Annotated in this window: 27 protein-coding genes; 11 read left to right on the top strand and 16 right to left on the bottom strand. The window is 69.4% G+C overall.

The window, feature by feature from the left end; genetic code table 11:
* Window positions 1–204: 204 nt before the first annotated feature.
* On the bottom strand, window positions 205–864 hold the full coding sequence (locus AHIS1636_RS00805) for a hypothetical protein (protein ID WP_264793899.1): 660 nt from the start codon (window positions 862–864) through the stop codon (window positions 205–207).
* A gap of 482 nt (window positions 865–1,346) precedes the next feature.
* Here AHIS1636_RS00805 and AHIS1636_RS00800 point away from each other — a divergent pair, with 482 nt between their 5' ends.
* Complete coding sequence (locus AHIS1636_RS00800; RefSeq protein ID WP_264793898.1) at window positions 1,347–2,510, top strand: hypothetical protein; 1,164 nt, start codon at window positions 1,347–1,349, stop codon at window positions 2,508–2,510.
* Window positions 2,511–2,647: 137 nt separating this feature from the next.
* Here the strand turns inward: AHIS1636_RS00800 and AHIS1636_RS00795 are convergent, their stop codons facing one another.
* Entirely contained in the window at window positions 2,648–3,739 is a 1,092-nt protein-coding gene (locus tag AHIS1636_RS00795) for a Gfo/Idh/MocA family protein (RefSeq protein ID WP_373875761.1), read from the bottom strand.
* A gap of 126 nt (window positions 3,740–3,865) precedes the next feature.
* Between AHIS1636_RS00795 and AHIS1636_RS00790 the strand changes: the two genes are divergently transcribed.
* Window positions 3,866–4,459 carry a hypothetical protein gene (locus tag AHIS1636_RS00790; protein WP_264793897.1) on the top strand — a complete coding sequence of 198 codons (594 nt, stop codon included), beginning with the start codon at window positions 3,866–3,868 and terminating at the stop codon, window positions 4,457–4,459.
* A 144-nt stretch (window positions 4,460–4,603) separates the two neighbouring features.
* On the opposite strand, the gene AHIS1636_RS00785 is transcribed toward AHIS1636_RS00790, so the two are convergent.
* The 4 genes from AHIS1636_RS00785 to AHIS1636_RS00770 all read right to left on the bottom strand — a co-directional run bounded on the left by AHIS1636_RS00785 (window position 4,604) and on the right by AHIS1636_RS00770 (window position 7,828).
* The gene (locus AHIS1636_RS00785; RefSeq protein ID WP_264793896.1) at window positions 4,604–5,122 is read right to left on the bottom strand and encodes a gamma carbonic anhydrase family protein; all 519 of its coding nucleotides are present in this window, start codon (window positions 5,120–5,122) and stop codon (window positions 4,604–4,606) included.
* A 35-nt stretch (window positions 5,123–5,157) separates the two neighbouring features.
* Complete coding sequence (locus tag AHIS1636_RS00780) at window positions 5,158–5,727, bottom strand: class I SAM-dependent methyltransferase (protein ID WP_264793895.1); 570 nt, start codon at window positions 5,725–5,727, stop codon at window positions 5,158–5,160.
* 86 nt (window positions 5,728–5,813) lie between these two features.
* Entirely contained in the window at window positions 5,814–6,680 is an 867-nt protein-coding gene (purU, locus tag AHIS1636_RS00775; protein ID WP_264793894.1) for a formyltetrahydrofolate deformylase, read from the bottom strand.
* Complete coding sequence (locus tag AHIS1636_RS00770) at window positions 6,677–7,828, bottom strand: FAD-dependent oxidoreductase (RefSeq protein WP_264793893.1); 1,152 nt, start codon at window positions 7,826–7,828, stop codon at window positions 6,677–6,679. The genes purU and AHIS1636_RS00770 overlap by 4 nt, the downstream gene beginning before the upstream one ends.
* Window positions 7,829–7,942: 114 nt before the next feature.
* Here AHIS1636_RS00770 and AHIS1636_RS00765 point away from each other — a divergent pair, with 114 nt between their 5' ends.
* From AHIS1636_RS00765 to AHIS1636_RS00735, 7 genes are all read left to right on the top strand, one after another.
* Window positions 7,943–8,416 (top strand): hypothetical protein, encoded by a 474-nt coding sequence (locus AHIS1636_RS00765; RefSeq protein WP_264793892.1) that lies wholly within the window; start codon window positions 7,943–7,945, stop codon window positions 8,414–8,416.
* The gene (locus AHIS1636_RS00760; protein ID WP_264793891.1) at window positions 8,410–8,643 is read left to right on the top strand and encodes a helix-turn-helix transcriptional regulator; all 234 of its coding nucleotides are present in this window, start codon (window positions 8,410–8,412) and stop codon (window positions 8,641–8,643) included. The genes AHIS1636_RS00765 and AHIS1636_RS00760 overlap by 7 nt, the downstream gene beginning before the upstream one ends.
* Window positions 8,640–9,617, top strand: coding sequence for an NAD(P)-dependent alcohol dehydrogenase (locus tag AHIS1636_RS00755; protein WP_264793890.1), 978 nt, complete (start codon window positions 8,640–8,642; stop codon window positions 9,615–9,617). Before AHIS1636_RS00760 ends, AHIS1636_RS00755 begins: the two co-directional genes overlap by 4 nt.
* 214 nt (window positions 9,618–9,831) lie before the next feature.
* Window positions 9,832–11,115, top strand: coding sequence for a serine hydroxymethyltransferase (gene glyA, locus AHIS1636_RS00750; protein WP_275116355.1), 1,284 nt, complete (start codon window positions 9,832–9,834; stop codon window positions 11,113–11,115).
* Window positions 11,115–12,017, top strand: a complete 903-nt coding sequence (locus AHIS1636_RS00745) for a bifunctional methylenetetrahydrofolate dehydrogenase/methenyltetrahydrofolate cyclohydrolase (RefSeq protein ID WP_264793889.1) — start codon at window positions 11,115–11,117, stop codon at window positions 12,015–12,017. The genes glyA and AHIS1636_RS00745 overlap by 1 nt, the downstream gene beginning before the upstream one ends.
* A 209-nt stretch (window positions 12,018–12,226) precedes the next feature.
* Window positions 12,227–12,616, top strand: a complete 390-nt coding sequence (locus tag AHIS1636_RS00740) for an SCP2 sterol-binding domain-containing protein (protein ID WP_264793888.1) — start codon at window positions 12,227–12,229, stop codon at window positions 12,614–12,616.
* Complete coding sequence (locus AHIS1636_RS00735; protein ID WP_264793887.1) at window positions 12,616–14,709, top strand: amylo-alpha-1,6-glucosidase; 2,094 nt, start codon at window positions 12,616–12,618, stop codon at window positions 14,707–14,709. Before AHIS1636_RS00740 ends, AHIS1636_RS00735 begins: the two co-directional genes overlap by 1 nt.
* Before the next feature lie 118 nt (window positions 14,710–14,827).
* Here the strand turns inward: AHIS1636_RS00735 and AHIS1636_RS00730 are convergent, their stop codons facing one another.
* Window positions 14,828–16,222: an MFS transporter gene (locus tag AHIS1636_RS00730; protein WP_264793886.1), complete on the bottom strand. Its 1,395-nt coding sequence runs from the start codon at window positions 16,220–16,222 to the stop codon at window positions 14,828–14,830.
* A gap of 127 nt (window positions 16,223–16,349) precedes the next feature.
* Between AHIS1636_RS00730 and AHIS1636_RS00725 the strand changes: the two genes are divergently transcribed.
* Window positions 16,350–17,294, top strand: a complete 945-nt coding sequence (locus tag AHIS1636_RS00725) for a LysR family transcriptional regulator (RefSeq protein ID WP_264793885.1) — start codon at window positions 16,350–16,352, stop codon at window positions 17,292–17,294.
* On the opposite strand, the gene AHIS1636_RS00720 is transcribed toward AHIS1636_RS00725, so the two are convergent.
* The 3 genes from AHIS1636_RS00720 to AHIS1636_RS00710 are packed head-to-tail and all read right to left on the bottom strand — an operon-like array spanning window position 17,264 to window position 20,132.
* The gene (locus tag AHIS1636_RS00720) at window positions 17,264–18,520 is read right to left on the bottom strand and encodes an NAD(P)/FAD-dependent oxidoreductase (protein ID WP_264793884.1); all 1,257 of its coding nucleotides are present in this window, start codon (window positions 18,518–18,520) and stop codon (window positions 17,264–17,266) included. The two genes, AHIS1636_RS00725 and AHIS1636_RS00720, sit on opposite strands and share 31 nt — an antisense overlap.
* 51 nt (window positions 18,521–18,571) lie before the next feature.
* A complete protein-coding gene (locus AHIS1636_RS00715; RefSeq protein WP_264793883.1) occupies window positions 18,572–18,898 on the bottom strand; it encodes a 2Fe-2S iron-sulfur cluster-binding protein in 327 nt (108 codons plus the stop codon).
* 34 nt (window positions 18,899–18,932) lie between these two features.
* Window positions 18,933–20,132: a cytochrome P450 gene (locus AHIS1636_RS00710; RefSeq protein WP_264793882.1), complete on the bottom strand. Its 1,200-nt coding sequence runs from the start codon at window positions 20,130–20,132 to the stop codon at window positions 18,933–18,935.
* Window positions 20,133–20,328: 196 nt separating this feature from the next.
* On the opposite strand from AHIS1636_RS00710, the gene AHIS1636_RS00705 reads away from it, so the two are divergent.
* Window positions 20,329–21,264: a LysR family transcriptional regulator gene (locus tag AHIS1636_RS00705; RefSeq protein ID WP_264793881.1), complete on the top strand. Its 936-nt coding sequence runs from the start codon at window positions 20,329–20,331 to the stop codon at window positions 21,262–21,264.
* Here the strand turns inward: AHIS1636_RS00705 and AHIS1636_RS00700 are convergent.
* Genes AHIS1636_RS00700 through AHIS1636_RS00675 form a run of 6 tightly spaced genes read right to left on the bottom strand, consistent with a single transcriptional unit; the run spans window position 21,261 to window position 26,940 of the window.
* Window positions 21,261–22,439, bottom strand: coding sequence for an XdhC family protein (locus tag AHIS1636_RS00700; RefSeq protein ID WP_264793880.1), 1,179 nt, complete (start codon window positions 22,437–22,439; stop codon window positions 21,261–21,263). The two genes, AHIS1636_RS00705 and AHIS1636_RS00700, sit on opposite strands and share 4 nt — an antisense overlap.
* Entirely contained in the window at window positions 22,432–23,283 is an 852-nt protein-coding gene (locus AHIS1636_RS00695) for an SRPBCC family protein (RefSeq protein WP_264793879.1), read from the bottom strand. Before AHIS1636_RS00695 ends, AHIS1636_RS00700 begins: the two co-directional genes overlap by 8 nt.
* Window positions 23,283–24,527 (bottom strand): vWA domain-containing protein, encoded by a 1,245-nt coding sequence (locus tag AHIS1636_RS00690; protein ID WP_264793878.1) that lies wholly within the window; start codon window positions 24,525–24,527, stop codon window positions 23,283–23,285. Before AHIS1636_RS00690 ends, AHIS1636_RS00695 begins: the two co-directional genes overlap by 1 nt.
* Window positions 24,520–25,440, bottom strand: a complete 921-nt coding sequence (locus AHIS1636_RS00685; protein WP_264793877.1) for an AAA family ATPase — start codon at window positions 25,438–25,440, stop codon at window positions 24,520–24,522. Before AHIS1636_RS00685 ends, AHIS1636_RS00690 begins: the two co-directional genes overlap by 8 nt.
* Window positions 25,440–26,045 carry a nucleotidyltransferase family protein gene (locus AHIS1636_RS00680; protein WP_264793876.1) on the bottom strand — a complete coding sequence of 202 codons (606 nt, stop codon included), beginning with the start codon at window positions 26,043–26,045 and terminating at the stop codon, window positions 25,440–25,442. Before AHIS1636_RS00680 ends, AHIS1636_RS00685 begins: the two co-directional genes overlap by 1 nt.
* Window positions 26,029–26,940 carry an XdhC family protein gene (locus AHIS1636_RS00675; RefSeq protein ID WP_264793875.1) on the bottom strand — a complete coding sequence of 304 codons (912 nt, stop codon included), beginning with the start codon at window positions 26,938–26,940 and terminating at the stop codon, window positions 26,029–26,031. The genes AHIS1636_RS00680 and AHIS1636_RS00675 overlap by 17 nt, the downstream gene beginning before the upstream one ends.
* Between the last annotated feature and the right edge of the window lies 1 nt (window position 26,941).

Genomic DNA, 26,941 nt, shown 5'->3' with positions numbered 1-26,941 from the left:
CAACTACAACTCCAAGTTAGCACTCTGCGCTGAGAGTGCCAAGAGTCTGGGCGATTGCCCAGAGCGAACAGCCGCGCCCGCCGGTTCTTCGGTAGGGCGGGCAATCGGGGCTCTGCCGTAGACGGCCGGTGTCCCCAGTCGTAATCTGTTCATGGATCGTTTATCCGAACCGGAGCTGCGGGGGTGGTTTCCATGGGCTTTGCCTCATTGGAGCAGGCTCACTGCCTCCTGCGCCGCGCCCTGCTCATCTCCGGTGCAACCTTCGGACTCACTCTGCTGGGTGTCACCGCGGCTCAGGCCGCTGACGATGAACCGGACGGACCCGGCAGGGCGATCTCGACCGTCGCCCAAGTGGCAGAAGCGCCGGCCTCCCAGACCGTCCAGCCTCTGCTGGAAACGGCAACAGAATCTGCCGAGCCGTCCGCGGCCGGCGTGATCGAGGCAGTCGGCCAGGCTGCTCAACCCGTCACCGCTGCGGCCGTCGAGCCGGCGGGCCTGGCGGTTCAACCCGTCGTGGCCTCGGTCGTCGAGCCGGTCGAAGCGGTCTCCCAGCCCGTGTTCGAACCAGTCCGTCCCGCCACAGGGACCGTCACGCGTGCGGTTTCCGACGTGGCGGATCCCGTCCTTGACGCAGCCCAACCGATCCTTGAGCCTGCCGGTCGCCTTGCTGAGCCGGTGGTCGAGCAGGTGGGCCGCGCCCTTGCCCCGGTCGAAGAATCCCTCGCACCGCTCGAAGAACACGTTAACGTCGGAGAACCCCTCGACGAGGTAACCGGGGGAGCGGTCGCCGGCTCTTTGCTGGACCGCCCTGTTCGGCAGCAGGCCGAGCCGACCGACGCAGCCCTTGCAGGCCGAGCGATCCATTCCACTGACTCGGGCGTCGAGGCGGCGCCGATATTGGAGGACAGGACGCTCAGGCCTTCTGCCCCCGCGCTATCCAACGACGCCGGGCCCGGCTTCGGTGCGTCCGCGGCCTTCATCTTTGAGGGCGGGAGCGTGGCGCGTGATGCCGTTCCAAACACCGGAGCCATTCTGCCCACGGAGCTCCCGGGTCCTCCCCATCCAGTGCAGCCCGGCCTGCCCGCGGTAGGACCTTCGGGGGCCTTGAGCGGAGCGGGGCCGGCGCCTGGCGCTGCACCTGCAGATCTTGCCCCCGGCACTGGGCTGGATCCCCGGCTGTTCGTCTATCTTCTGCCGCCGGATGGCTGGACCCTGCCATCCTCTCCTTCCCTAAGTCCCGGTTCTTCTCCTGATTGATTCGGTCCCGGCCGCTCCATTTCGTGCGGCTAGAAGGACCACGCTGGCTGCATCAGCCGGCACAAACCCAAAACAGGAGAAGAACAATCATGCGAGCAATATTGCGCACGACGCTGTGCGGCGTCGCCTTGAGTGGAGGACTGCTGGTCCTCGGAACGGCCGCGGCTTCGGCTGCCGAAGCCGAACCACCGGAAATCTTGTCCGTGACGGACAATGCCGTGTCGGCGGCGGCGGACGTTGCTGCCGACGTCGACATCCTCTCGCCGGACGCCGCGGTCGATGCGGCGGCCGATGTCGAACTCGACGCCGAAGTCCTTGGCCTTGATGCGGCGGCCGACGTCCCGATCGACGCGCAGATCCTGACCGTCGGACAGGCCGCACCGCCCCAGGAGACACAAGCGGTAGCGGACGTCACGGCCGATGCGGACGTGACGCTGGGTGGCGCGGAGGCCGGGGCCGGTGAGCCGGTGCCTGATGTGGCGGCCGATGTTGTGGCGGACGCGGATGTGGCGCTGGGCGGTGGCGAAGCCGTTGTGGACGAATCGGTGGCTGATGTGGCCGCGGATGTTCTGGGTGACGCGGATGTGGCGCTGGGCGGTGCGGAGGCCGGGAGCGGTGAGCCGGTGGCTGATGTGGCCTCCGAGACGGTCGCCGAGGTCGGGATCGATGCCGGCGACTTGCTGTCTGCCGACGGGACCGGCGTTACGGCCGACATTTGCCTTGACGCAGCCGTGGCACTCGGTGGACCTGCTTCGTCGTCCGGGTGTGACGGGACCGCGGCCGCTGGAGGTACCGGCGATGGCGCTGCTTCGCCCGAAGGCGACAGCGGAAACAGTGCCGGCGGCGAAAGCACGGTTGGTGAGGAAGCACCGAACGCCGGGGAAGTGCCGGGAGGCGAGGCAGGCGGCGCGGTCGGCGAAGGCGCGGACACTGACGATAACCGCGAAGCGACGATGGGCATCAGCGCCATAGCCGAAGACGCGGGTGATGCGTCCCTCGGCATGGGTGCTGCTCCGGGCACCGTGACTGCTGGTTCCGGCACCGCTCCCGGTGTGGCCGATGCTTCGGCCGACCGCCGGCTGATGGCTGCAAGCGCTGGTCCGGCAGCGGGCGGGGCCGCCCAGGGCGGAAACACGCTGGCGGAAACGGGCTGGTCGACACGGCCCATCCTGTGGTCCGGGCTGCTGCTGATTGCGGCCGGTGCCTGGGTATCCCTGTCCCGGGTGCGGAACCGGAAGCTGGCAATTCCGTAACCGCGCGATAGGCGGTCGCGCGGCCCTCTGTCCCCCGGGGCTACCCCGGGGCAGGGGGCTGCGCGGTCAGTCTGTTCAGTCGGGTCCGGGGCTGCGGGGCCAGCCTGTTCAGTCGGGTGCGGGCAGGCGCGGCTCGGTTAGTCGAGGACGGGGATTGCCTTGTCATTGGCGTAGCTGACGCCGATCTGCGCCCGGACCCCATCGAAGAGCCGCATCGTGTTGAGGGTGTCGTCCAGCGGCATCGTGGGGCTCTCGGTCAGTCCCTCCTGGATGCAGCGGGTCACTTCGCGGAGCTCGTATACGTAGTTCTGGCCAATCCGGCCGAACTGTTCGGTCCGCTGGCCCCCGGTGTGCCGGTGGATGGTCAGCTCGGTGGGGTGGTGCAGCGGTGCCCCGGAGCGCAGCCAGCCCGCGCTGCCGCAGACGGTGGCGGTCCGCGGGGAGGAAGCCAATAACGACGACGTCAATTGGGCTTGGGCACCGGATGCGTACGTGAGTGTCAGGGCGTTCTGGGCGTCCACGCCGTCGTCGTTGAGATGGCCGTTGGCCAGGACTGTCCGCGGGAAACCGAAGATGCCCAGCGCCCAGGTCAAGGGGTAGACGGTCAGATCCAGCAACGCCCCGCCGCCGGCCGCAGGATTCCACAGCCGGGAGGCCGCGTCGTAGGCGGCGGGGAAACCGAGGTCGGCCTGCAGCCACTGGAGGTCGCCGAGTTCACCGGAATGGGCGATGTCCCAGGCCCGGTGGATGATGGGCAGGAACCGGGTCCAGACGGCCTCCATCAGGAAGAGGTTCCTGGCCCGGGCGAGGTCGGCAAGTTCAAGGGCCTCGCGGGCGTTGATGGTCAGGGATTTCTCGCACAGCACGTGCTTGCCGGCTTCCAAGGCGAGCTTGGCGATTTCGTAATGCTGGCCATGCGGGGTGGCGACGTAGACGACGTCGACGTCCGGGTCTGCGAAGAGCTGGTCGTAGCCCTTCCCGTCCGCAGTGTCGAAATAGGAGGCGGCGAAGCCGAGCCGGTCGGCGAAGGCGCGGGCGTTGGCCTCGACCCGCGAGCTGACCGCCTGCAGGACAGCATCTTCGAGCAGGGCCAGATCCCCGCTGACCTTGCCGGCGATCCTGCCGGTGGAGACGACACCCCAGCGCAGCAGGCGGCCGGTCGCCTGCAGCGGACCGGGCGCCCCCGGTTCGGCACAGGGCGGTGTAATGATCCGCTGGGGCATAGTCATGCGCACCATCATTCCTGCTCAGGACGGCATCGTCCATTGTGCCTGTGCCCTATGCCGAAGGAGCAACCAGTGATACAAAAGTAAGTACGCTGAGGTTCCCGTCCAGCAGGAAGAGGCGCAATACCTATGGATTCTTCAACAATCATCTGGATAGTCGTAGCGGTTGTGGTGGTGCTCGTCATCATCGGCTTGATTGCCTATTTTGCGAACAAGCGGAATAAGGCCAAGGTTCTCGAGCGGCAGGAGGCTGACCGCCGCAAGGCCGCGGAGCTGCGCCAAGCGGCACAGGCGACGGAACTGGGGGCGCGCGAGCGCGAAGCCCAGGCCCAGCGTGTCAAGGTGGACGCCGAGCAGGCGGATATCGAGGCCGAGCGCGCCCGCATGGAAGCGGAGCGGATGCGCAGGGAAGCCGAGGCGCGGGCCCAGGACGCCAAAGGCATCCGCGAGCAGGCCCAGGGCCGGCTGCGCGAAGCCGATGAGCTGGATCCGGACGTCAATACCGACAAGCGGTCCCGCGGGGACCGGACCGCCGGCGCTGCCGGCTACGACCGCGGTGCTGACCGTGACGCTGCCAGCGGGACCGGCCGTGAGCAGGGCCTCGGCAGCGAGGCCGACCGCGGAGCTCACAGTGAACAGGGGCCCGATCCGGACCGGGGCGATGACGGCCGGCACGTCGCGCGTGACGGCGACCTTGGCGACCAGCGTCCGCGGGAGCGCTGACCGGAAAGTTAGCGCTGGCCGGAAAGTTCATGGGCGGCGCCGCAGCAAGGCCTTGATTGGCCGGGCTGCGGCGCCGCTTTGTGTCCGCAGGGTCCTCTTTGCTGTCCAGCAGGCTGGCCAGCGGCGCCGACTTTAGTGCGGGCGTCAGGAGGTGGCTTCGCGGTGGAGCTTGGCCAGCTCGACGTAATGCGAGGCGTTGTCGAGGACCGACTGGTATTCGTCGTCGTTCAGTTCCCGGCGTACTTTGGCCGGAACACCGGCCACCAGGGAACGCGGCGGAATCTGCGTTCCCTCCAGCACCACGGCCCCGGCCGCTACCAGGGAGCCCTCGCCGACGACGGAGCCGTTCATGATGGTGGCGCTCATCCCGATCAGGCAGTTGTCCCCGACGGTGCAGCCATGGACCACGGCCGAGTGGCCGACGCTGACTCCCGCGCCGACGGTGCAGGGGTAGCCCGCATCCGCGTGCAGCACCACGTTGTCCTGAAGGTTGGTGCCCTCGCCGACGCGGATCGGGGCGGAGTCGCCGCGGACGGATACGCCGTAGAACGCGCTGGCACCGGCTGCCAGTTCCACGTCGCCGCTCAGGACGGCGGTGGGGGCGAGGAAAGCGGACGGGTCTGCGGCCGGGGTCTGCCCGGCGATGGTGATGATGTGAGCCATGGCACCACCCTACTGGCTTTCCCGGCGGCCCCTGGTCAGAACTTCGCGAGGATGAAGTACTGGAAGTGGCCCGGCTGGCCCGGGGACTCCCAGGTGGTGAAGTCCTTGACGCTGCCGTGCGGCTCGAAGAGGCTCAGCACCGTTTCGTCGGATCGGAGGCTGGAAAAGAGGCGGGTGGCGTAGCCGTCCACCAGGTCCAGCCGTTCCTCGTCCTCGCCGGACCGGAGCCCCACCGCAAGCGGCGCCCCGGGTTTGAGCACGCGCAGGAACTCGTCCAGCACCCCGTAGAGCTCGGTGTTCGAGACATGGATCAGCGTGCCCATGCACCAGGCGGCGTCGAAAGTCCGGTCGGCGAAGGGCAGCGAATCCGGGACGGCGACCGATGCTTCCAGATGCCTGGCTCGGGCGGCCCGGACATTTGCCTCGGAGCTATCGACGCCCGTGTAGTTGATGCCGGCGGCCTTGAATGCCAGGCCGTCCTCGCCATCGCCGCAGCCGATCTCGAGCAGTTGGTGCCGGCGCTCGCTGGTCAGCTGCCGGATGAACTCGTCCCGCTTGGCGTCGCGGTCCGGATCCCGATCCGGCTCGTTTCCGGGGTTGCCCATGGTCCGACCCTACGCGGAGTCCGCGCGGACCAGAAGGGCGGGCCCCGAAAAGGCGCGGGAAACCGCGCGGCCGGACTCCGTCGTCGTCAGTTGAAGATGACGGTGCGGTGGCCGTCCAGCAGCACGCGGTGCTCGGCGTGCCACTGCACCGCCTGGGCCAGCGTGCGCGCCTCGACAGCCTCGCCCATGGTGACGAGCTGCCGGGCCGACCGGGAGTGGTCCACGCGGATGACTTCCTGCTCGATGATCGGCCCCTCGTCCAGGTCCGCCGTCACGTAGTGCGCCGTGGCGCCGATCAGCTTCACGCCGCGGTCGTGCGCCTGGTGGTAGGGCCGTGCGCCCTTGAAGGAGGGCAGGAAGGAGTGGTGGATGTTGATGGCCTTGCCCTCGAGCTTGCGGCAGAGGTCGTTGCTGAGCACCTGCATGTAGCGCGCCAGGACCACCAGTTCGACGTCGTGCTCCGCGACGAGGTCCAGCAAATCCTGCTCCGCGCGGGCCTTGGTCTCCGGCGTCACCGGGATGTGGTGGAACGGGATGCCGTAGAACTCCGCCAGGCCTGCCAGTTCCGTATGGTTCGAGACGATCGCCGGGATCTCGATGGGCAGCGTGCCGGAGCGCTGGCGGAACAGCAGATCATTGAGGCAGTGCCCGGACTTCGACGCCATGACGAGGGTGCGCATTCTTGCGCCCTCGGGGTCCAGGCTCCACTCCATTCCGTAGGACTCGGCGACGGGGGCCAGCCGGCCTTCGAGTTCCGTGCGCGGCCGGTCCGAGGCTACCGCAACGCGCATGAAGAACCGGCCGGAGGCTGGGCTGCCGTACTGCTGCGAATCCACGATGTTGCAGCCTGCCTGCACGAGGGCCCCCGACACGGCGTGGACAATGCCGGGCTGGTCGGCGCACGAGAGGGTCAGGTTGTAGGCAATCCGGGTATCCGAGGCGGCGTCAGTCACGCAGACAAGGTTACCTTGCGGTCGGCGTCGGCTTTCAGCCTGCGCAGTGCGGCGGCCGCCCCGGCGCGGCCGGCCCGGGTCGCCCCCACCGTGGAGGCGGACGAACCGTAGCCGACCAGGAACAGCCGGGGTTCGCGCACCACGGACACGGCGTCCGGGGCCATCAGGATGCCGCCGCCGGGCTCGCGCAGCTGCAGCGGGGCCAGATGGTCCAGCGAGGCGCGGAAGCCGGTGGCCCACAGGATCGCGTCCACCCTTTCGCGGCTACCGTCCGCAAACACCACGCCGTCCTCGGTGAGCCGGTCCAGCTTCCCGCGGGAGACCAGCACTCCGGCGTCGATGCCGGCGCGGTACGTCTCGTTCAGCGGCAGCCCGGTGGACGCCACGACGCTCAGCGGCGGCAGCCCGGCGCGGGTGCGTTCGTTGACGCGGCGCTCCACGTCGACGCCCCACTCGGCGTCGAACGGAGTTGCGGTGAAGTCAGGGGCCCGGCGGGTGGACCAGAACGTTGTTGCGCCCGCGGCGTCCAGCTGGAGCAGGAACTGCAGCGCCGACGTGCCGCCGCCGACCACCAGCACGCGCTGGCCGCGGAATTCCTCGGCCGACCGGAAGCCATGGGTGTGCAGCTGGCGGCCGGCGAAGATCCCGCGGCCCGGGTAATAAGGCCAGTAGGGGCGGTCCCAGGTGCCGGTGCCGCTGACTACGGTGCGGGTCCGCCAAGTCCCGCCGGAGGCGGCGGTCACCGTGAGCAGTCCGTCCGGGCCGTCCTCGATCCGCGCCACCCGGACCGGGCGGTGCACGGCGAGGCCGTTCACCTGCTCGTAGCTTCCGTAGTAGCGGCTGACGACGGCGGAGGCCGGCTCCTTCGGGTCCGGAACGCCGAGCGGCAGTCCGGGGAGGTCATGAAGTCCGTGCGCGACGTCGAAGGTAAGGGACGGCCAGCGGTGGCGCCAGGCGCCGCCGGGTCCGTCGTTGGCGTCGAGCACCACGAAGTCCCGGTCCGGCCGGAGTCCGCGCTGCTGCAGGTAGTAGGCGGCGCTGAGGCCCGCCTGGCCGGCGCCAACGACGACGACGTCGAGCGGCTCCACGTGTGTCTCGGTGTGTGTCTCCGCCGCGGAGGTTGCATCTCCTGTTGTCGCCGATCCCATTGATCCGCCCCTCTTCGCTGGATGTTGAAGTGTCAACTATTTCTCCAACCATGTGCTGCGATCCGATATTCCGGCTGACGCGATTCCCCAAAAAAGTCATTGATTCTTGACTTAATGTCAGCTATTTTTTACATCAACGGCGAGCGGGGGGAGCACGATATGGGTTCGGAAGAACGAAGCGCGTGGGTCATGCTGATCGTCACGCTGGTGTCCTATGGGATCTACCTCTGGGTGGTCCTCGGGCTGGGGTCGTCGATGCCGTTGGCCGAGGTGCCTTATGTCGCGGCCATGCTGTGGAGCATCTTCGGGGCGATCATCGGAGGCATCGTGCTGAACATTCTCGGCGGAATGCTGCTGATGCAGGGCTCGCCGCGGAAGGACCAGCGGGACCGGGAAATCTACAGATTCGGTGAGTACGTCGGCCAGTCCTTCCTGGTCCTCGGCGGCGTGGGCGTCCTGGTCATGGCGATGGCACAGGTGCCGCACTTCTGGATCGCCAACACCGTTTATCTCGCATTCGGTCTCTCCGCAGTGTTGGCCTCCGTGGCCAAGCTGGTCGCCTACCGCAGGGGCCTGCCGGAGTGGTGAAGCCGACGAAGGTCAGGAACGAGATCCGCCGGCTGCGGTTCGCCAGCGGCGAGATGACCCAGGCGGAGTTGGCGGAGCGGATCGGCGTGACCCGCCAGACCGTGATCGCCATCGAACAGGGCCGCTACTCGCCGTCGCTCGAGATGGCCTTCCAGATAGCGCGGGTCTTTGGAGTCCCGCTCGACGATGTATTCCAGTATCCGGTCCAGGAGGGGGAGACACCATGAAAGCAATCGTGCAGGATACCTACGGCGAGTCCGAGGTGCTCCGGCTGGAGGAGGTCGGCAGGCCGGAGCTGGGGGACACCGATGTCCTGGTCCAGGTTCGTGCGGCCGGAGTCGACGCCGGGGTCTGGCACCTCATGTCCGGCCGGCCCTACCTGTTGCGGCTGTTCGGCTTCGGGCTGCGGAGTCCAAGGCTGCGGATCCGCGGCCGGGATGTGGCAGGCATTGTGGCCGCGGTGGGCCGCAGCGTCACGCGATTCAGTCCCGGCGACGAAGTCTTCGGCACCTCGCTGACCGGGACCTACGCCGAGTTCACGAGCACGGGCGAGGACAGGCTCGAGCACAAGCCCGTGAACCTTGGTTTCGCGGAGGCTGCCGCGGTGCCCGTGTCCGGCTGCGCGGCACTGCACGGGCTCCGCGACGCCGGGCGGCTGCGGCCGGGCCAGAGCGTGCTCATCATCGGTGCAGGCGGGGGCGTGGGCACCTTCGCGGTCCAGCTGGCCAGGGCCTGGGGGGCCGAGGTCACGGCAGTGTGCAGCGGGTCCAAAGCGGAACTGGTCCGCGCTCTCGGGGCAGGCCGCGTCATCGATTACTCGCGCGAGGACTTCGCGGACGGCACGGGGCGGTACGACCTCATCCTGGACATCGCGGGCAACAACCCGCTGCGCCGGCTCGGCCGCGCGCTGGCGCCCGGAGGAACGCTCGTCATTGCCGGGGGCGAAGGCGGCGGACGCATTTTCGGCGGCGTCGACCGGCAGTTGCGGGCGCTGCTGCTCGCGCCGTTCTCCCGCCGCAAGCTGCGCATCCTCATGTCGTCGGAGGGCAGGCAGGACTTGAAGGACTTGAAGGACCTGATCGAATCCGGCGAGCTGGCGCCCGCGGTGGACCGGGTCTATCCGCTGGGCGAGGCCCCGGCCGCCATCCGCCGGCTCCGTGCCGGGCAGGTGCAGGGCAAGGTGGTCATCGCGGTAGGATGAGAACGCCGCGACTGGCGTTAGATGGGGCACCATCAGGAAGCGGCGGCCGGCGGGCACCCGCCAACCGGCAGCGCAGACCACGGATCGCACGCCTGGGCCGAGGGTCATGTCCAACCGGTCATGATTGCGCGCCCGTGACATGGATCATGCGGCGGCGCAGGCACAACCGGTAGCCTGACCTGTAGCACAACTGCTTCCATTCCCAGGAGAAACCGTGACGTCTTCCACCTTGCCAGTCACTGATCTGCCCTTAGCCGAGGTAGACCCCGAAATTGCCGCCGTCCTCGATGCCGAGCTCGGCCGCCAGCGCGACACGCTGGAAATGATCGCCTCGGAGAACTTCGCGCCGCGCTCGGTGCTGGAGGTCCAGGGCTCCGTGCTGACCAACAAGTACGCCGAAGGGTACCCGGGACGCCGCTACTACGGCGGCTGCGAGCATGTCGACGTGGCGGAAAACCTGGCGATCGAGCGGGTCAAGGCCCTGTTCGGTGCGGAATTCGCCAACGTGCAGCCGCATGCAGGCGCACAGGCCAACGCCGCCGCGCTGACCGCGATGATCAATCCGGGCGACAAGATCATGGGACTGTCCCTGGCCCACGGCGGGCACCTGACGCATGGCATGAAGCTGAATTTCTCCGGCAAGCTGTATGACGTCGCCGCCTACGAAGTGGACCCGCAGACCTTCCGCGTGGACATGGACAAGGTCCGCGAGCAGGCGCTGGCCGAGCGGCCCAACGTCATCATCGCCGGCTGGTCCGCCTACCCGCGCCACCTGGACTTCGAGGCCTTCCGCTCGATCGCGGACGAGGTCGGTGCCTACTTCTGGACCGACATGGCGCACTTCGCCGGCCTGGTGGCCGCCGGCCTGCACCCGAGCCCGGTGCCGCACTCCGACGTCGTGACCTCCACGGTGCACAAGACCCTCGCCGGTCCGCGCTCGGGCGTGATCCTGGGCAAGCAGGAGATGGCGAAGAAGATCAACTCCAACGTGTTCCCGGGCCAGCAGGGCGGGCCGCTGATGCACATCATCGCGGCCAAGGCCGTGGCCTTCAAGATTGCCGGCAGCCAGGAGTTCAGGCAGCGGCAGGAACGGGTGCTGGAAGGTGCCCGCATCCTGGCCGACCGGCTGAGCGCCCCGGACGTCGCGGAGGCGGGCGTCTCCGTGCTGACCGGCGGCACGGACGTGCACCTGGTGCTGGTGGACCTGCGCAACTCGCAGCTGGACGGCAAGCAGGCCGAGGACCTGCTGCATTCCGTCGGGATCACGGTCAACCGCAATGCGGTGCCGTTCGACCCGCGGCCGCCGATGGTCACGTCCGGCCTGCGGATCGGCACGCCCGCGCTGGCGACCCGCGGCTTCGGGGCGACCGAGTTCACCGAGGTGGCCGACATCATCGCCGCCGCGCTGAAGGGCGGCGCCGATGTCGAAGAGCTGCGCAACCGCGTAACCAAACTGACGCAACAATTCCCGCTTTACCCGGGACACGAGGAGTGGTGATGAACCTGTACACAACCCCGCAGCCGGCCCGGATCCTGGACGGCAAGGCAACCGCTGCGACGATCAAGGCCGAGCTCGCCGAGCGCGTCGCGGCGCTGAAGGCCAAGGGCATCACGCCGGGCCTGGGCACCGTGCTGGTCGGAGAAGACCCGGGCAGCAAGTGGTACGTGGCGGGCAAGCACCGGGATTGTGCCGAGGTAGGCATCGAGTCCATCCGCCGCGACCTTCCCGAGGACGTTTCCCAGGCGGAGCTGGAAGCAGTGCTGGACGAGCTGAACAGCAACCCCGCCTGCACCGGCTACATCGTGCAGCTGCCGCTGCCCAAGCACATCGACACCCACGCCATCCTGGAGCGGATCGACCCGGCCAAGGACGCGGACGGCCTGCACCCGACCAACCTGGGGCGGCTGGTGCTCAACGTGAACGAGCCGCTCGATTCGCCGCTGCCCTGCACCCCGCACGGCTGCGTGGAGCTGATGCTGCGCCATGACATCGACCTCAAGGGCAGGAAGGTGCTCGTCGTGGGCCGCGGTGTGACCGTCGGGCGCCCGCTCGGCCTGCTGCTGACCCGCCGCTCGATCAATGCCACGGTCACGCTGGCCCACACCGGAACGGAGGACCTGGCGGCCGAGCTCGGCCAGGCGGATGTGGTCATCGCAGCAGCCGGCATGCCGCACATGATCAAGGGCGAGGACCTCAAGCCCGGCGCCATCGTGCTCGATGTCGGTGTCAGCCGCGTGGAGGACGAGGAATCCGGCAAGGCCAAGGTCACCGGCGACGTTGATCCCGAAGCCAGGGAAGTGGCGAGCTGGATCTCGCCCAATCCCGGCGGTGTCGGGCCGATGACCCGCGCCATGCTGCTGGCCAACGTCGTGGAGGCCGCCGAGCGCCAGGCCGGCTGAGCCGCCTCGAGGCCTGAACCGGCCGCGGACAGCGAAGGGGACGCACTCCTGCATGGAGTGCGTCCCCTTGCCGTTCCGGGAGGCACTCCAGTCCGCCGCATTCATCCGCATAGGGTGATGCGTCCGTGCCTGGGCGCAGGCAGTATGGGCGCGTGACCCCCTCTGCCGACCATCCCGCCGGCATCTCCCGGGTGGAAGGAGATGATCGTATGTCGACTTCGTCTTCGGCAGCAGCGGACGATCGCGTGGCCGGATTCTTCGACGAACTCGCGCGGCGCGGCGATGAGCCGTTGTTGCGCAAGGTCTCCGGGCGGGTCCGGTTCGATCTTGCGGACGGGCCTGGCGCGGAGTCCCGACTCCTGGTTATCGACGAGGGCAAGCTCGCCCTGGCCAGCGATGCGTCCCAGGCAGACTGCACGGTTCGCGGGGACCTTCCGGTCTTCGCGGAACTCGTCGCCGGCCGGATGAACTTCATGGCTGCGGTCCTGCGCGGTGCGTTGGCCTGCGATGGCGATCTCGAGTTGATGTGGGCTGTCCAGCGGATTTTTCCGGCCCCGCCCCGGGGGTGGGATCCGACTGCGGGCACCAGGAGTGCATGATGAGCGACGGCATGGTGAAGATCCTCAACGGCAACACTTTCGTCGTCAGCGACGCGCGGGGCGACATCGAGGCCTCGCCGTCGGACCCGACGGGACTGTTCTCGTTCGACACCCGGTTCTTGTCCAAGTGGGTGCTGACCATCAACGGCGACCGTCTCATGTCGCTGTCGACCGACGACCTGCAGTACTTCGAGGCGCGGTTCTTCCTCGTCCCGGGGGTCGGGAGCGTCTATGTGAACGCTACGCTGTCGGTGATCCGCCAGCGTTCGGTCGGCAACGGCTTCCTCGAGGTGCTCTCGCTCTTGAACCATGACGACGTTCCGGTCGACCTCACGGTCCGGCTCGACGCCGATTCCGACTTCGCGGATTTGTTCGAGGTCAAGGACACGTTGCGGAAGCAGGGGGCCTATGCGAGGCAGGCAGGCGAGAGTTCACTGCTCCTGCTGTACCGCCGCGGCACCTATGTACGGTCGACGGCGATTTCGTCGTCGCAGCCGTGCGCATTCGACGAGGGCGGGCTGACATTCACGATCACCATCGACCCACACGCGGCCTGGACTACCGAACTCGATGTCGCCATCCAGATGCTGGGACAGCAAATCGCGGAGCCCGGACAGGAGATCGGGGGCGTGGCCCGGACGCTCGAGGACCAGGTAAAGCGGCCGATTCCGGACATGGCACGCAACCTCGCCCGCTGGCTCGGGGAAGCCCCGCGGCTCGAATGCGATTGGGAAACACTGCAGAGGACCTACCGCCGCAGCCTTGTCGACCTGGCAGCGCTCCGCTTCTCTCCGCTGACGGCCGGGGGCAACAGCCTGCCGGCTGCAGGACTGCCGTGGTTCATGACCATGTTCGGGCGCGACAGCATTTTCACAAGCCTGCAGGCACTGCCCTTCACCGCGGGGCTGGCGGCGACGACGCTGCGCGAGCTCGGGCTGCGCCAGGGAACCCGCATCGACGACTTCCGCGACGAGGATCCGGGGCGGATCCTGCACGAGATGCGCTACGGCGAGATGACCGCGTTCGAAGAGCGTCCGCATTCTCCCTACTTCGGGAGCGCCGATGCCACGCCGCTGTTCGTGGTCCTGCTGGATGAATATGAGCGGTGGACCGGAGACACGGACCTCGTCCGCGAGCTCGAGGGCGAGGCCCGCGCCGCGCTGCACTGGATCGACGCCTACGCCGACCTTCAAGGCAACGGCTACATCTCATACCAGCGGCGCAACGCCGAGACCGGCCTGGAAAACCAGTGCTGGAAAGACTCCTGGGACTCGATCTCCTACCGGGACGGCACGCTGCCCGGCTTCCCGCGGGCCACCTGCGAGCTGCAGGGCTACGCATATGACGCCAAGATGCGCGGCGCCCGGCTGGCACGCGAAGTGTGGCAGGATCCCGTGCTCGCGCGGCGGCTCGAAAAGCAAGCTGCGGACTTGAAGCAGCGCTTCAACCGCGACTTCTGGGTGGCCGACGGCGAATACTATGCGATCGCCCTCGATGCGGATGGACGCCAGGTCGACTCGCTCACCTCCAACAACGGGCACCTCCTGTGGAGCGGCATCGTCGACGATTCGAAGGCCCGGGCCGTCGCCGAACACCTGATGAGCGAGAGGCTGTTCACAGGCTGGGGCATTCGCACGCTGGCGGTGGGGGAGAGCCGGTACAACCCGATCGGTTACCATAACGGGACGATCTGGCCCTTCGACAACTCGTTCATCGCCTGGGGGCTGCGCCGCTACGGCTTCAAGGACGAGGCTGCCGCAGTTGCGGCCGGCAACCTCGAAGCCTCTGCGTACTTTGACGGGCGGCTGCCGGAGGCCTTCGGCGGCTACCCGCGGTCGATGACGAAGTACCCGGTGCAGTACCCGACCGCGTGCAGCCCGCAGGCATGGTCCACCGGCGCGCCGCTGCTGTTCCTGCGCACCATGCTCGGCCTCGAACCGATGGGGGACCACCTGGTGGTGGATCCGGCGCTCCCGACGACCATCGGCCGGCTGGAACTGCTCGACATCGCAGGCCGCTGGGGACGGATCGACGCCTTCGGGCGCGGCCGCGTCGACACCTCCCGGCTGTCCGGCCGGGTGGACGGACGCTGACCGCCGAAGCGCCGCGCCCGCCGTCGTCGGCCTCAACCTCCGCAACGCAGATGGCTCCCGTCCGGTTCTCGGCGAACCGGACGGGAGCCACCCGTTGACTGGGGCTTCGGCGGCGCCGCTAGGCGTCGGCCTTGACCGGCGCCTCGAACGGGGCGGCGCGGCGGGAATCGAAGATGGTGGCTCCGACTTCCTGTTCGGCCTCGTTGTTGATGCTCAGGTCGATGCCCGGGCGGTCGCGCAGGATCAGCACGGCGGCGATGGAAACGGCCGTCATGATGAACAGGTAGACCGAGACGGCGGTGCTGCCGCCGGTAGCCTGCACCAGGGCGGCGGCGATGGTCGGGGCGAACGCACCGCCCAGGATGGCGCCGAGGGCGTAGGAGATGGACACGCCGGAGAAGCGCACCGAGGCGGGGAAGATCTCGCTGTACCAGGCGGCCTGGGGACCGTAACCCAGGCCGAGGCCGACGGTGAACAGTCCGAGCGCCACGTAGAGCATGCCCAGCGAGCCGGTGTTGATCAGCCAGAACAGCGGGAAGACGGCCAGCAGCTGGGCGGAGAAGCCGATCAGGTAGGTCTTCTTGCGGCCGATCTTGTCCGACAGGACGCCGGCCAGCGCGGTGAAGACGAACCACATGGCGGCGGCGAAGGTGATGGCCAGCAGCACGTCCGTGCGCTCCAGGCCGACCGCGTCGCTGGTGGCGTAGCTCGGGATGAATCCGCCGGTGGCCATGTAGCCGGCCGCGTTGTTGCCCGCGAAGACCAGGGCGGCCAGGATGACCAGCAGCCAGTGCTTCTTGAAGAGCTCGACGACGGGGACCTTGGCCTGCTGCTTCTTCTCCGCGATCTCCTGGAAGACCGGGCTCTCGTCCACCGCGCGGCGGACGATGTAGCCGACAATGATCAGCACGAAGCTGAGCAGGAACGGCACGCGCCAGCCCCACTCGAGGAACGCCTCGCCGGGGGAGATAACGCCGGTCATCAGGGCGGTGATGCCGGAGGCGAGCAGCATGCCCAGCGGGACACCCAGCTGCGGGAAGGACCCGGCACGTCCGCGGCGGTCCTTCGGTGCGTGCTCGACGGCCATCAGGACCGCGCCGCCCCATTCGCCGCCGGCGGAGATGCCCTGGACGATGCGGAGCAGCAGGAGCAGCACGGGGGCCATGACGCCCGCGGTCTCGAAGGTCGGCAGGACGCCGATCAGGGTCGTGGCACCGCCCATGAGCAGCAGCGTCAGCACGAGCATGGCACGGCGGCCGATCTTGTCGCCGTAGTGGCCGGCCAGGAAGGCGCCCAGCGGCCGGAAGAGGAAGCTGATGCCGACCGACGCGAAGGAGAGCAGCAGGCCGATCTGGGAGCCGGCGGGCTCGAAGAACAGCTGGGCGAAGACGAGGCCGGCGGCCGTGGCGTAGATGAAGAAGTCGTACCACTCCACCGTGGTGCCGACGATGGTGGCAAAGGCCACGCGCCGCTGATTGGCGGCAGCGGAGTGCGCGCGAACGGAAGTGCTCATGAGGTTTCCTTATCGAGCAGCCATGTCGCCATGGCCGGAGGTAATACACGGGTGTAGCCAGTGTCACATGTGATCTTCCTCCAGTAAACTTCATAAAACCGCATTACTTCTTTGATCGGACTGAACAATGCCGGACTTCACGCTCCGCCAGCTGGAACTCTTCGCCGCCCTGCCGGACCACACGACGCTGAGCTCGGCCGCGGCTAGCCTGCGTCTCTCGGAATCGGCGCTCTCGCAGGCGATCACGGCCCTCGAAAAGCTGGTGGGCGAGCAGCTCTGCGTGCGGCGGAAGGCACGCGGCCTGCAGCTGACTCCGGCGGGCGTCTTCTTCGCGCAGCGGGCCCGGCGGCTGCTGCAGGAGGCAGACGGCCTAATCCACGACCTGGCCGGCCGCACCGGCGAGCTGAAGGGGCCGGTGCGGCTGGGATGCTTCGGCAGCTTCGCCAGCAATGTCCTTCCGGCCATTCTCCAAGGGCTGCCCAAGGCCTACCCGGGGATCAGCATCGACGTCACCATCGGCACCCATGACGACCTGCTGCCCGCCCTGGACGCCGGGCTGCTGGATTTCGCCATCGTCTACGACATGCTGCTGCCCGGCGGCTACAGCCAGCGCACCATTTATGCGACGGAACTCGAGGCCGTGCTCCCGCCCGGCCATCCGCTGGCGGCGCAGGAGACCGTGGACCTGGCGCAGCTCGCCGACGAGCCGCTGATCATGTACGACACGAGCCCCAGCACCGCGAACACCTACCAGGTCTTCGCCGAGCGCGGGCTGCGGCCCAAGGTCCTGACGAACATGCCGCAGCTGGTGCTGGTGCAGGCGATGGTGGGGCGGGGGCTGGGCTATGCGCTGCTGATGTCGCGGCCGAACTCACCGGCCGTCTCGCTGGAGGGCCTGCCGGTAGCGGTGCGGCCGATCAGTCCGCCGGCTTCGCGGACCTCCGTCGTGGGGATCTGGCCGGAGGAGATGCGGCTCAGTCCGCGGGCGCAGGCGGTACTGGGCTTCGCCGTGGAGGTCCTGCACGGCGAAGCCCGGCGCTCTCAGGCCGCGGCGGCCGCGGCTTTGGAGTAGGCCTTGAAATCGAACGCAAGGTCGGCGGCCTGTTCCGGCGGCAGGCTTCGTTCCTGCGCCAGCAGGCGCCGGGCGGCCATGTGGTCGGACGGCTGGTTCACGGACTCGACGGCGGCGAGCCGGCCCTTGCGGTAGCAGAACACGGAGAACTTGCCGGAGGCGGGGTCGCCGCGCAGCACGGTTTCGTCCCCCGGCTGCACGATGCCGGCGATCTGCAGCCGCAGGTCGCCCTGGTTGGACCAGAACCACGGCAGTTCTCGGTAGTGTTCGGCATCGCCGTGGCGGCCGAGGATGGACTTGGCGGTGTGCCGGGCCTGGTCGGTGGCGTTCTGCACGGACTCCAGCCGGGTCCGGGTTTCGGCGTGGTGGCTGGGGTAGTTGGCGCAGTCGCCGAGCGCGAAGATGTCCGGATCCTCGGTCCGCATGGCGCTGTCCACGAGGATGCCGTTGGCGACGGGCAGGCCCGCGGCTTCAGCGAGTTCCGTGCGGGGGATGACGCCGATGCCCACGAGCACCAAGTCAGCCGGATACGCGCGGCCGGTGGTGCTGACCGCGGCGGTGACCCGGCCGCCGTCGTCCGTGGCGAAGGACGCGATGCCCTCGCCGAGGCGCAGGTCCACCCCGAGGCCGCGGTGCGCCTCGGCGAACCAGGCGCTCGTTACGGGCGACAGCGCACGGGCCATCGGCCGGTCCGCGTACTCGAGCACTGTGACTGCCAGTCCGCGTTTCCGCGCGGCCGCGGCGAATTCCAGCCCGATGAAGCCTGCGCCGATAACGACGATGGTGCCCGCCGCCTCGAGCTGCGCCTGCACGGCCTCCGCATCGGCGAGGGTCCGCAGGCCGTAGATCCCGCTCGCCTCGGCGCCGGGCACCGTCAGTTCGCGGTTGGCCGCCCCGGTGGCCAGCACCAGCTTCGAGTAGCCGAGGGTGCTGCCGTCCGACAAGGACACGGTATGGCCGGACCGGTCGATGGAGGTGACCTGAACGCCCAAGCGGGAGTCGACGTCGTTCTCTGCGAAGAATTTCTCCGCCCGCAGCGGCAGCGGGGACGCCGCTTTGTCGGCGGACATGTAGTCCTTCGATAGCGGGGGCCGCTGGTACGGGAAGTGCTCCTCCTCGCCGATCACCGTGACCGGCCCGGCGAAACCCTCCCTGCGGAGGGAATCGATGAGCTGGATGCCGGCCTGGCCGTTGCCGACGATGACGATGCGTTCCTCGGAGGTCATGCGTGCTGCCTTTCGTGGATCAAACCTGCTGTGGACCAGACCTGGAGCGGATCAGATCTGGCTGGCGGGAAGGTCGACTTCGATGTTATCGAAGGCTTCGCCGGCCTTGAGCTGGCAGCCGAGGCGGGAGCGCTCGCCGTCGCGCTCCTCGGTGGTGCAGTCGAGCATCTCCTCTTCGTCGTCGCCGATCTCCGGCAGCCCGTCGAGGTATTCGGGGCGGACGTAGACGTGGCAGGTGGCGCACATGGCCTGGCCGCCGCATTCGCCGACGATGCCGGCGACGCCGTTGGTCACGGCGGCGCGCATAATCGAGGTGCCGGGGTCCACGTCCAGGACGTCGACGTTGCCGTCAGAGTGGTGGAAGCTGATTTTCGCCATGGTGTTGGCCTTTCTGTAGGGGGTAACGGCGGGACTACTTGCTGTCCCAGAGCACGGGGAGGGAGGTCATGCCGCGGAAGACCCAGCCGGCGTCGACCGCGGGCCGGGCGGGATCCAGCCGCAGGTTGGGCAGTTCGGCGAAGAGCTGCGGCAGGGCGATGCCGGCGACCGAGGCCTTCGCCACCCACGCCCCTGCGCAGTAGTGGTTGCCGCCGCCGAAGGCCAGGTGCGGCTTCTTGGCGCGGAAGATGTTGAAGCTGTCCGGGTCTTCGAAAATCTTCGGATCGCGGTTGGCGGCGCCGACCACGACGCCGAGGCGGGCGCCCTTGGGCAGCTGCACGCCCTCGAGCACGGTGTCCCGGGTGGTCTCGCGCGGGTACATGCCGATCGGCGCGACCCAGCGGACCGACTCTTCGAAGACGGCGGGGAAGAGCGATGTGTCGGCCAGCACGCGGTCCAGCTGCTCCGGGTTCGAGAGCAGTGCCCAGACCGCGACGCCGAGGACGTCGCGGGGCTCGTTCAGGCCGCCGCCGATGGTCATCTTCATGTTGGCGCGGATGGCCTCCAGCGGGATCGGCATGCTGGTCATGCCGGAGAGCAGGCTGGAATCCGGGTTCTTGCGCAGGTAGGGCAGGATCTCGTCGATCGCGTCGTCGACCTCGTTGTAGGACTGCTCCGAGGCGGCCCAGACCTCGGGATCATCCGCATAGTTGCCGGTGCCGTTGATCATGGTCTGTGACCAGCGCTGCATGTCCTCCTGGGTGGCGTTGTGGAAGCCCATGATGAGGCGGAGGTTTTCGGCGGCGTAGGGCGCGGCATACTCCCGGATCAGGTCGGCGCCCGGGCCGGCGGCCTTGAGCCGGGCGAGGTACTTGTCGCTGTTGGCCTGGAAGATCGCGTTCCAGTGCTCCTTGATGGCCTTGGGCCGCAGCACCGAGCCGTAGGACTTGCGGTCCACGTCGTGCTCCGGATCGTCCTTGCGCAGCATCGAGTGGCCCATGGCCCGCTTCATCAGGGAGTTCGTCTCGTTGGCCGAGAAAATTTCCTGGTCGTTCTCGATGATGTGGCAGGCCTCGTAGCTGGTCACCATGTAGCGGTTGACCGCCGGAACCCAGTGCACGGGAGCCTCGTCGCGCATCTTGCGGAAGATCGGGAACGGATTGCGGTGCAGGTCCGGGATGGTCACCCAGTCCGCGGTGGGAACGGGCCGGGCTTCGAGTGCTTCGGCGGTCATGTGCGGCTCCTTTGCTCTTGCCAAGCGGCTGTCTCCTGCACGCAGGCAACCTTCTGCCAGCGGTCGACGGGTACGACGCCGGCGCTGTGCTGTGTCTCTCACTAGAGTGTGACCCGACCCATATCCGCAGGTAAAGTTCAAAGAAGCGGGATATCTCCCCGGAAAAACGGAGGAGTGCATAGTCGGGAGGGCGAACATGGCGCGCTACACCTTGCGGCAGCTGGCCTACTTCACCGCGGTGGCAGACGCGGGCTCGATTTCGGCGGCGGCGGCGAAGCTGCACGTTTCGCAGACGGCGGTCGCCGCGGCGGTGACCGAGCTGGAGCGGATCTTCCGCACGCAGCTGACGGTCAGGCGGAAGGCCCACGGCGTCTCGCTCACCCCGGCCGGCAGCTACCTGAACGCCAGGGCGGCCGAACTGCTGCGGGCCGCCGAGGAGCTGGAGCTGAGCACCGCGAGCGGCGGACGCGAGCTGGCCGGGCCGCTGGTCATCGGCTGCTACCAGACCGTCGCCCCGACGATCCTGCCCGTGCTGATCGAGGGATTCAGCGTCAACCATCCCCAGGTCGGCCTCGACTTCGTGGAGGGCGCCCAGGACGTGATCCAGGAGCGGCTGCTGGCCGGCGACATGGACCTGGCCATCGTCTACGACATGGACCTGCGGCCGGGGGTGGGCTCGGTGCTGCTCTATGAAGTTTCCGCCTACGTGCTGCTGCCCGCTTCGCACCGCCTTGCGGACCAGCCCGACGTCACCTTGGCCGAGCTGGCCGAGGACCCGATGATCCTGCTGGACGCACCGCCGAGCAGCCACCACACGTTGTCGCTCTTCGAGCAGGCCGGCGTCCGGCCCGACATCCGGTACCGCACCCGCGACTTCGAGCTCACGCGCTCGCTGGTGGGCAGGGGAGTCGGCTACTCGGTCCTGGTGCAGCGGCCGTCGGTGGACCGCTCCTACGAAGGCCGGACCGTGGTCGCCAAGCCGATCAGCCCCGCGGTCAGGCCCGTAGCCGTGAAGATGATCTGGCCCGAGTCCATCAGGCTCACCGACCGCGCGGAGGCGATGGTGGCCTTCGCCGCCAACGCCGCGCCGAACACGCAGCATTCCCCGCCCGGAACGGGAGGCGGAAGCTAGGGCCCGCCACCCGCCGTCGTTAGCCCGCTGCCCGCCCCGGAGGACGGCTCGTGGATTTCGTCGTGGTGGATCCGTGCGTCGAGGCTGCCCAAGGGCCGGCCGCTGCCGCCCCACTGCTCGGCGATGATCTCGGCCGCGATCGACACCGCGGTCTCTTCCGGCGTGCGCGCGCCGAGGTCCAGTCCGAGCGGGCTGCGCAGCGGGGCGAGCTCCTCGTCGGTGAGGCCGGCTTCGCGCAGCCGGGCCAGCCGGTCCTCGTGCGTCCGCCGCGAACCCATCGCCCCGAGGTAGGCCAGCGGCCCGGCCCGCAGGGCGACTTCCAGCAGCGGCACGTCGAACTTCGGGTCGTGGGTCAGCACGCACACCACCGTCCGCGCATCGACCAGTCCCGCGTCCAACTGGCCGGCGAGGTACCGGTGCGGCCAATCGACAATTACCTCGTCCGCTTCCGGGAAACGGGCCGGCGTCGCGAAAACCGGCCGGGCGTCGCAGACCGTCACGTGGTAGCCAAGGTAGCTGCCCATCCGGGCCAGCGCCGCGGCAAAATCGATGGCGCCGAACACCAGCATCCGCGGCCGCGGCGCGAAGCTGGAGAAGAACACGCGCATGCCCTCGCCGCGGCGCTCGCCGTCCGGGCCGTACGTCAGCGTGGTGTTGCGGCCGGCGGCCAGGAGGCCCTGGGCGTCGTCGCTGACCGCATGGTTGGCCCGCTCCGAGCCCAGGTCGCCGTCGAAACCGTGCGGGCGCACCACCAGGTGCCGGCCCAGCCAGGCCTCGTCCGGATGCTCGATCACGGTGGCGACGGCGACCGGCCGCGACGCCTCGACGTCGGCCCCGACATCGTCCAGGCCGGCAAAGGTCCGCCGGGACACCGGCTCGACGAACACGTCGATGATGCCGCCGCAGGTCAGCCCCACAGCGAACGCGTCATCGTCGCTGATGCCGTAGCGCACCAGCTCCGGCCGGCCCCGCTGGACCACCTCGGTGGCCAGCTCGTAGACCGCCGCCTCCACGCAGCCGCCGGAGACCGAGCCCACGGCCTCGCCGCCAGAGGCCACCAGCATCGAGGCGCCGGCCGGCCGCGGCGCGGAGTCGAAGGTCCGCACCACCGTGGCCAGGCCCGCGGTTCCGCCGGCCCGCCAGTCCCGCAGCAGCGCCTCGAGCACATCACGCATGGCGGCTCCCGCTGCGCCCGGGGGAGCAGCGGCCGGCGAGGTAGCCGAGCACAGCGGCCGCGGCGAGCAGGGCGAGGACCTTGCCCGGGTTCGCCAGCTGGTCCGCGAGCATTCCCCTGGCCACGGCCAAGGCGTCCAGGCCGGAGTCAGCGGACGACGGCGGGGCGCCCGTTCCGGGGAAGGCTCCGGTCGGGCCGGTGGGTTTCCCGGGGGCAGCCTGAGGCGCGGCGCTGGCGGAAGCGGCCGGGACCGCAGCGTCGGCGGAGGCAGCTGAGGCCGAACCCGCAGCGGCGTCGGAAGCGGGCGGAGCCGTGTTCCCCGCGGATGAGGCCGGAGCGGCGTTGTCGTCCGGCCGCGCCGGCTGCTGCGACGGTGCGTCGGCCGCCGCGGGAGCGCTGGAAGAGTTCAGCATGCTTTGCAGGTTACCCGTGAAGACCCCGAGCAGTTGGTCGGCAACGCTGCCGATCACGCTCCGGCCCATCACCGCGGCCTTCCCGGAGAGCGTGATGGCCGCGGCGGCCGTTCCCGTCGTCGTACTTCCCTCCTCCGCCAGCCGCAGGTCAACCCGGGCCTTGGCCGTCCCCTGCCCGTGCGTCTCCTGCGCCTGGCCCTCCATGACGGCGCGGCGGGCGGCCTCGTCCCGTTCCACCACATTGAGCGTTCCCTTGTACTGCATGCTGACCGGCCCCAGCTTGACCTTCATGCCCACCTGGTAGGTGTCCTCGGAGAGCTTCTGCAGCACCTGCGCCCCGGGCACGCAGCCGGCCACGCGTTCGATGTCCATCAGGGCATCCCACACGGTGCCGATCGGTGCGTTGACGGTGAAAGTACGCTCGAGATCCATCACAGTATCCTTCGTGTCGCGGTAGCGGGTCCGGCGGCGGCGCCGGAACGGATGGCGGACGCCAGTTCGGCGAGCGCGTCGTAGCTGTGGCCGCTGACAAAGGCATCGCAGAACGGCAGTGCCGCGGCCATGCCCCCGGCCAGCGGCTGGTAGCCGGGCGCGGCCTTGCGCGGATTGACCCAGATGATCCGGAACGCCAGCCTTCGCAGCCGTGCCATTTGGGCGGCCACGTCCGCCGGGTCATCCTGCGCCCAGCCATCGGAGAAAATTACGACGACGGCGCCCCGCGCGGTTCCGCGCCGGCCGTGCGCGTCGATGAAGCTCCGGAGCCCGTCCGCCAGCCGGGTGCCGCCCGACCAGTCCTCGGCTCCGGCCGCTGCCCGCGCGAGGGCCTGGTCCGGGTCATGCATGGCCAGCTGCCGGGTGAGCCGGGTCAGCCTGGTGGCGAACACGAAGGCCTCGGCCTTCGCGGACGCCACCGCGGCCTGCAGCACCGTGAGGTAGGCCCGGGTGAAGGCCTCCATGGAACCGGACACGTCGCAGAGCATGACCAGCCTGCGCGGCTGTCGCCGGCGGCGGGCGAAGACCAGCCGGACCGGGTCGGAGCCGGTGCGCCGTGCGGCCCGTGCCGTGCGGCGCAGGTCCAGCCGGCCCGCGGTGCGGGCCGTCGGGCGGGTCCGCCGGGACTGCCGGACCGGTGCGGCGAGCCGGAGGCGGCCGATGAGCAGGCGCAGTTGCGCCTGCTCATCCTCGGTCAGTTCGGCGAAGGACGTGGTGTGCAGCCGCTCCTCGGCGGAGGCCGTCAGCAGGATGGCCTCCCGGTCCGGTCCCTCGACGCCGCTGCCCGCCGCCGGGGGAGCCGGGGCAGGCGGGGCAGCGGGACCGGGCTGGACCGCTGGCGCCGCGCCTTCACCGGCCGGGGTCCGGCGGATGCCGGGACGCTGCGCCGGCTGCGGCGCGTTCTTCTCGCCCCGGGCTCCCATGAGCTCCGCGTCGTCGTCGTACTCGCCGAAGACCGCGGCGAACACGGCGTCGAAGACCGGAAGCTGATCCTTGCCCGAAACGAGGACGATGCGGCAGGTCCAGTAGAGGCTGGCGCGGGTAGTCGGCGGCACCAGGCGCAGCGCCTGGGCGAGCCAGACGGCGCGTTCGGGCGAGCCGCCGGCGCCGGCGCGGTGCAGGGCGGCGACCAGGGCCGCGGCCAGCTCGGCGGGCTCAAGGCGGCGGAGCGCGGTCTCAGCCATGTCCGCCTCCGGCCAGCCACGCCGCGCCGCGTTCCTTGGCCGCGGCCAGGTCCTCCCGGTTTTTCAGGACCGCGCCCCAGGTCTGTTCCACGGCGCGGGCGTCGAGATGCTCCGTCCCCAGCACGTCCAGGGCGGAAGCCCAGTCGATCGCTTCGGCGATGCCGGGCGGCTTGACCAGGTCCAGGGCGCGCAGCCGGGTGATGGCAGCGGCCGCCTCCAGCGCTATCGGAGCGGCGCTGCCGGGCACTTTGCGGCGGACAATCCTGGCGATCCGCTCGGCCGGCGGGTAGTCGATCCAGTGGTAGATACAGCGGCGGGTCAGGGCATCGTGCAGGTCCCGGGTCCGGTTCGAGGTCAGCACCACGATGGGCGGGTGGAGCGCGCGGATGGTGCCGAGCTCCGGTATGGTGACCGCGGCTTCGGCCAGCAGCTCGAAGGTGAACGCCTCGAACTCGGCGTCGGCCCGGTCGATCTCATCCAGCAGCAGGACGGCCGGCCGCGGACCGGGATGCTCGATGGCCTGCAGCAGCGGCCGGCGCAACAGGTACCGCCCGGAGAACAGATCCGATTCGTCGAGGCTGTCCTCGTGCATCTCGGCGAGCCTGATGCCGAGCAGCTGGCGCTGGTGGTTCCACTCGTAGAGGGCCTCGCCGGCGTCGATCCCTTCGTAGCACTGCAGCCGGAACAGCGGCGTGTCCAGCACCCGGGCCAGTGCCTTGGCCGCCTCCGTCTTGCCCACGCCGGCCTCGCCTTCGAGCAGGATCGGCTGGGGCAGCCGCAGCGCGAGGAAGAGGGCGGTGGCTAGGCCGTTATCGGCCAGGTAGTCCACGTCGTCCAGGGCGCCCGCCAGCGCGGCAGGGTCCGGAAAACGCTGCCGCAACTCCTCCCGCGGGCCTTCCTCCGGGGCGCCCATCATGCGCTCCGCAGCCTGGCCAGCGCCCGCTCGTAGTCCGCCTCGGTATCGATATCCGGCGGGATCCGGCCCGGCACCGGAACCTCCGCGACCTCGTCCGCCCGCCGGTCCAGCATTTTCCACACGCCCTTGTCGCCGTGCAGGGCGGCCAGATCGCCGAAGACCCGGCGGGCGAAGGCGAAGGGATGGCCGATGCCGTCGTCGTAGCGGCAGACCGCCAGCGGCGCATCGCCGCGTCCGGCCAGCAGGAGCCGCACGCTTTCCGCCCGGATACCGGGCTGGTCCCCGAGCAGCAGCACCAGCAGCTCCGTGCCGGGGTGCAGGGCGGGCAGGGCCGCGGCGATCGACGAGGAGCAGCCCGAGCCGAAGTCCGGGTTGTCGGCCAGTTCGAAGCCCGAGGTGTCCACCCGCCGCCGCACTTCCTCCCCCGAACTTCCCAGGGCCAGGAGCAGCTGGTCGAACCCGCAGCGGCGGACGGTCTGCAGGACGGCGCCGAGCACGGTGCCGCCGGCATAGGGCAGCAGCTGCTTGGGCCGGCCGAGCCGGCGCGAGGCGCCGGCGGCGAGGACCAGGCCTGCGGTCCGCGGGTCAGGAGGCTGTGGCATAGCGCTCCGGTGCGGCCAGGAACGCCTTGCGGCAGCCGGGCGAACAGAAGTAGACCGTGGCGCCCGCGTGTTCCGCGTGCAGGCTCGCTTCCACGGCCGCGACGCTCATGCCGCAGACGGGGTCGACGGCGGTGGCCGGGGCGGCGGCCGGCTGCAGGGAGGGTGCGGGGCTGCGCAGGCGGCGTTCCGCAACCAGCTCGGCCAGGATGGACAGGGCGGTCTCCGCCGGCGTCCGGGCGCCCAGGGCGAGCCCCGCGGGACAGTGCACGCGCGCCCGGTCGGCATCGGAGACGTCGAGCGAGGCCAGCACGTCGGAGCCGCGCCGGCTGCTCGCGACCAGCGCGACATACCGGACGCCGGCCCGCAGCGCGGCTTCGAGCGCCGGTTCTTCGTCCGCACCGTGCGACGCCACGATCACGGCGGCGTCCGCTGCGGTCGGTGACAGCGCGGCCCCATCCGCCAGCTCGGTTTCGAAGCCCAGCACCTCTGCTATGGCCTGCAACGCCCGGGCCGTCGGGGAAGTCCCGACCAGCAGCACCCGCGGAGCCGGCAGCCGGGGCTGCAGGAAGATCTCCACGGCGCCGCCGCTCAGGCAGGGGTTCGCAACGTTGACGGCTCCCTCGCCGGGATCGTCCGGAAGCGGACCGGGCAGGACGCGCAGCAGCAGCGGTTCGCCGCCGGCGAGCACGCGCAGGCCGTGGTCGCGGACGGAGGCCTCCACGCAGTTGCCGCCGACGAAGCCTTCGATGCTGCCGTCCGCCAGGATCACGGCGCTGTCCCCGGGGTGCGCGCTGCTGGGATGCTGGGCGCGCACCACCGTGGCCAGGACGTGCGGCTCCCGCCGGTCCTCCAGTTCCCTGGTCCGCGCCGACAGCGCTTCGCTTTGCCACGTCATG

Source organism: Arthrobacter mangrovi, assembly GCF_026011795.1.
Classification (GTDB): Bacteria; Actinomycetota; Actinomycetes; order Actinomycetales; family Micrococcaceae; genus Crystallibacter; species Crystallibacter mangrovi.
This window is presented reverse-complemented; position numbering and strand designations above follow the sequence as displayed.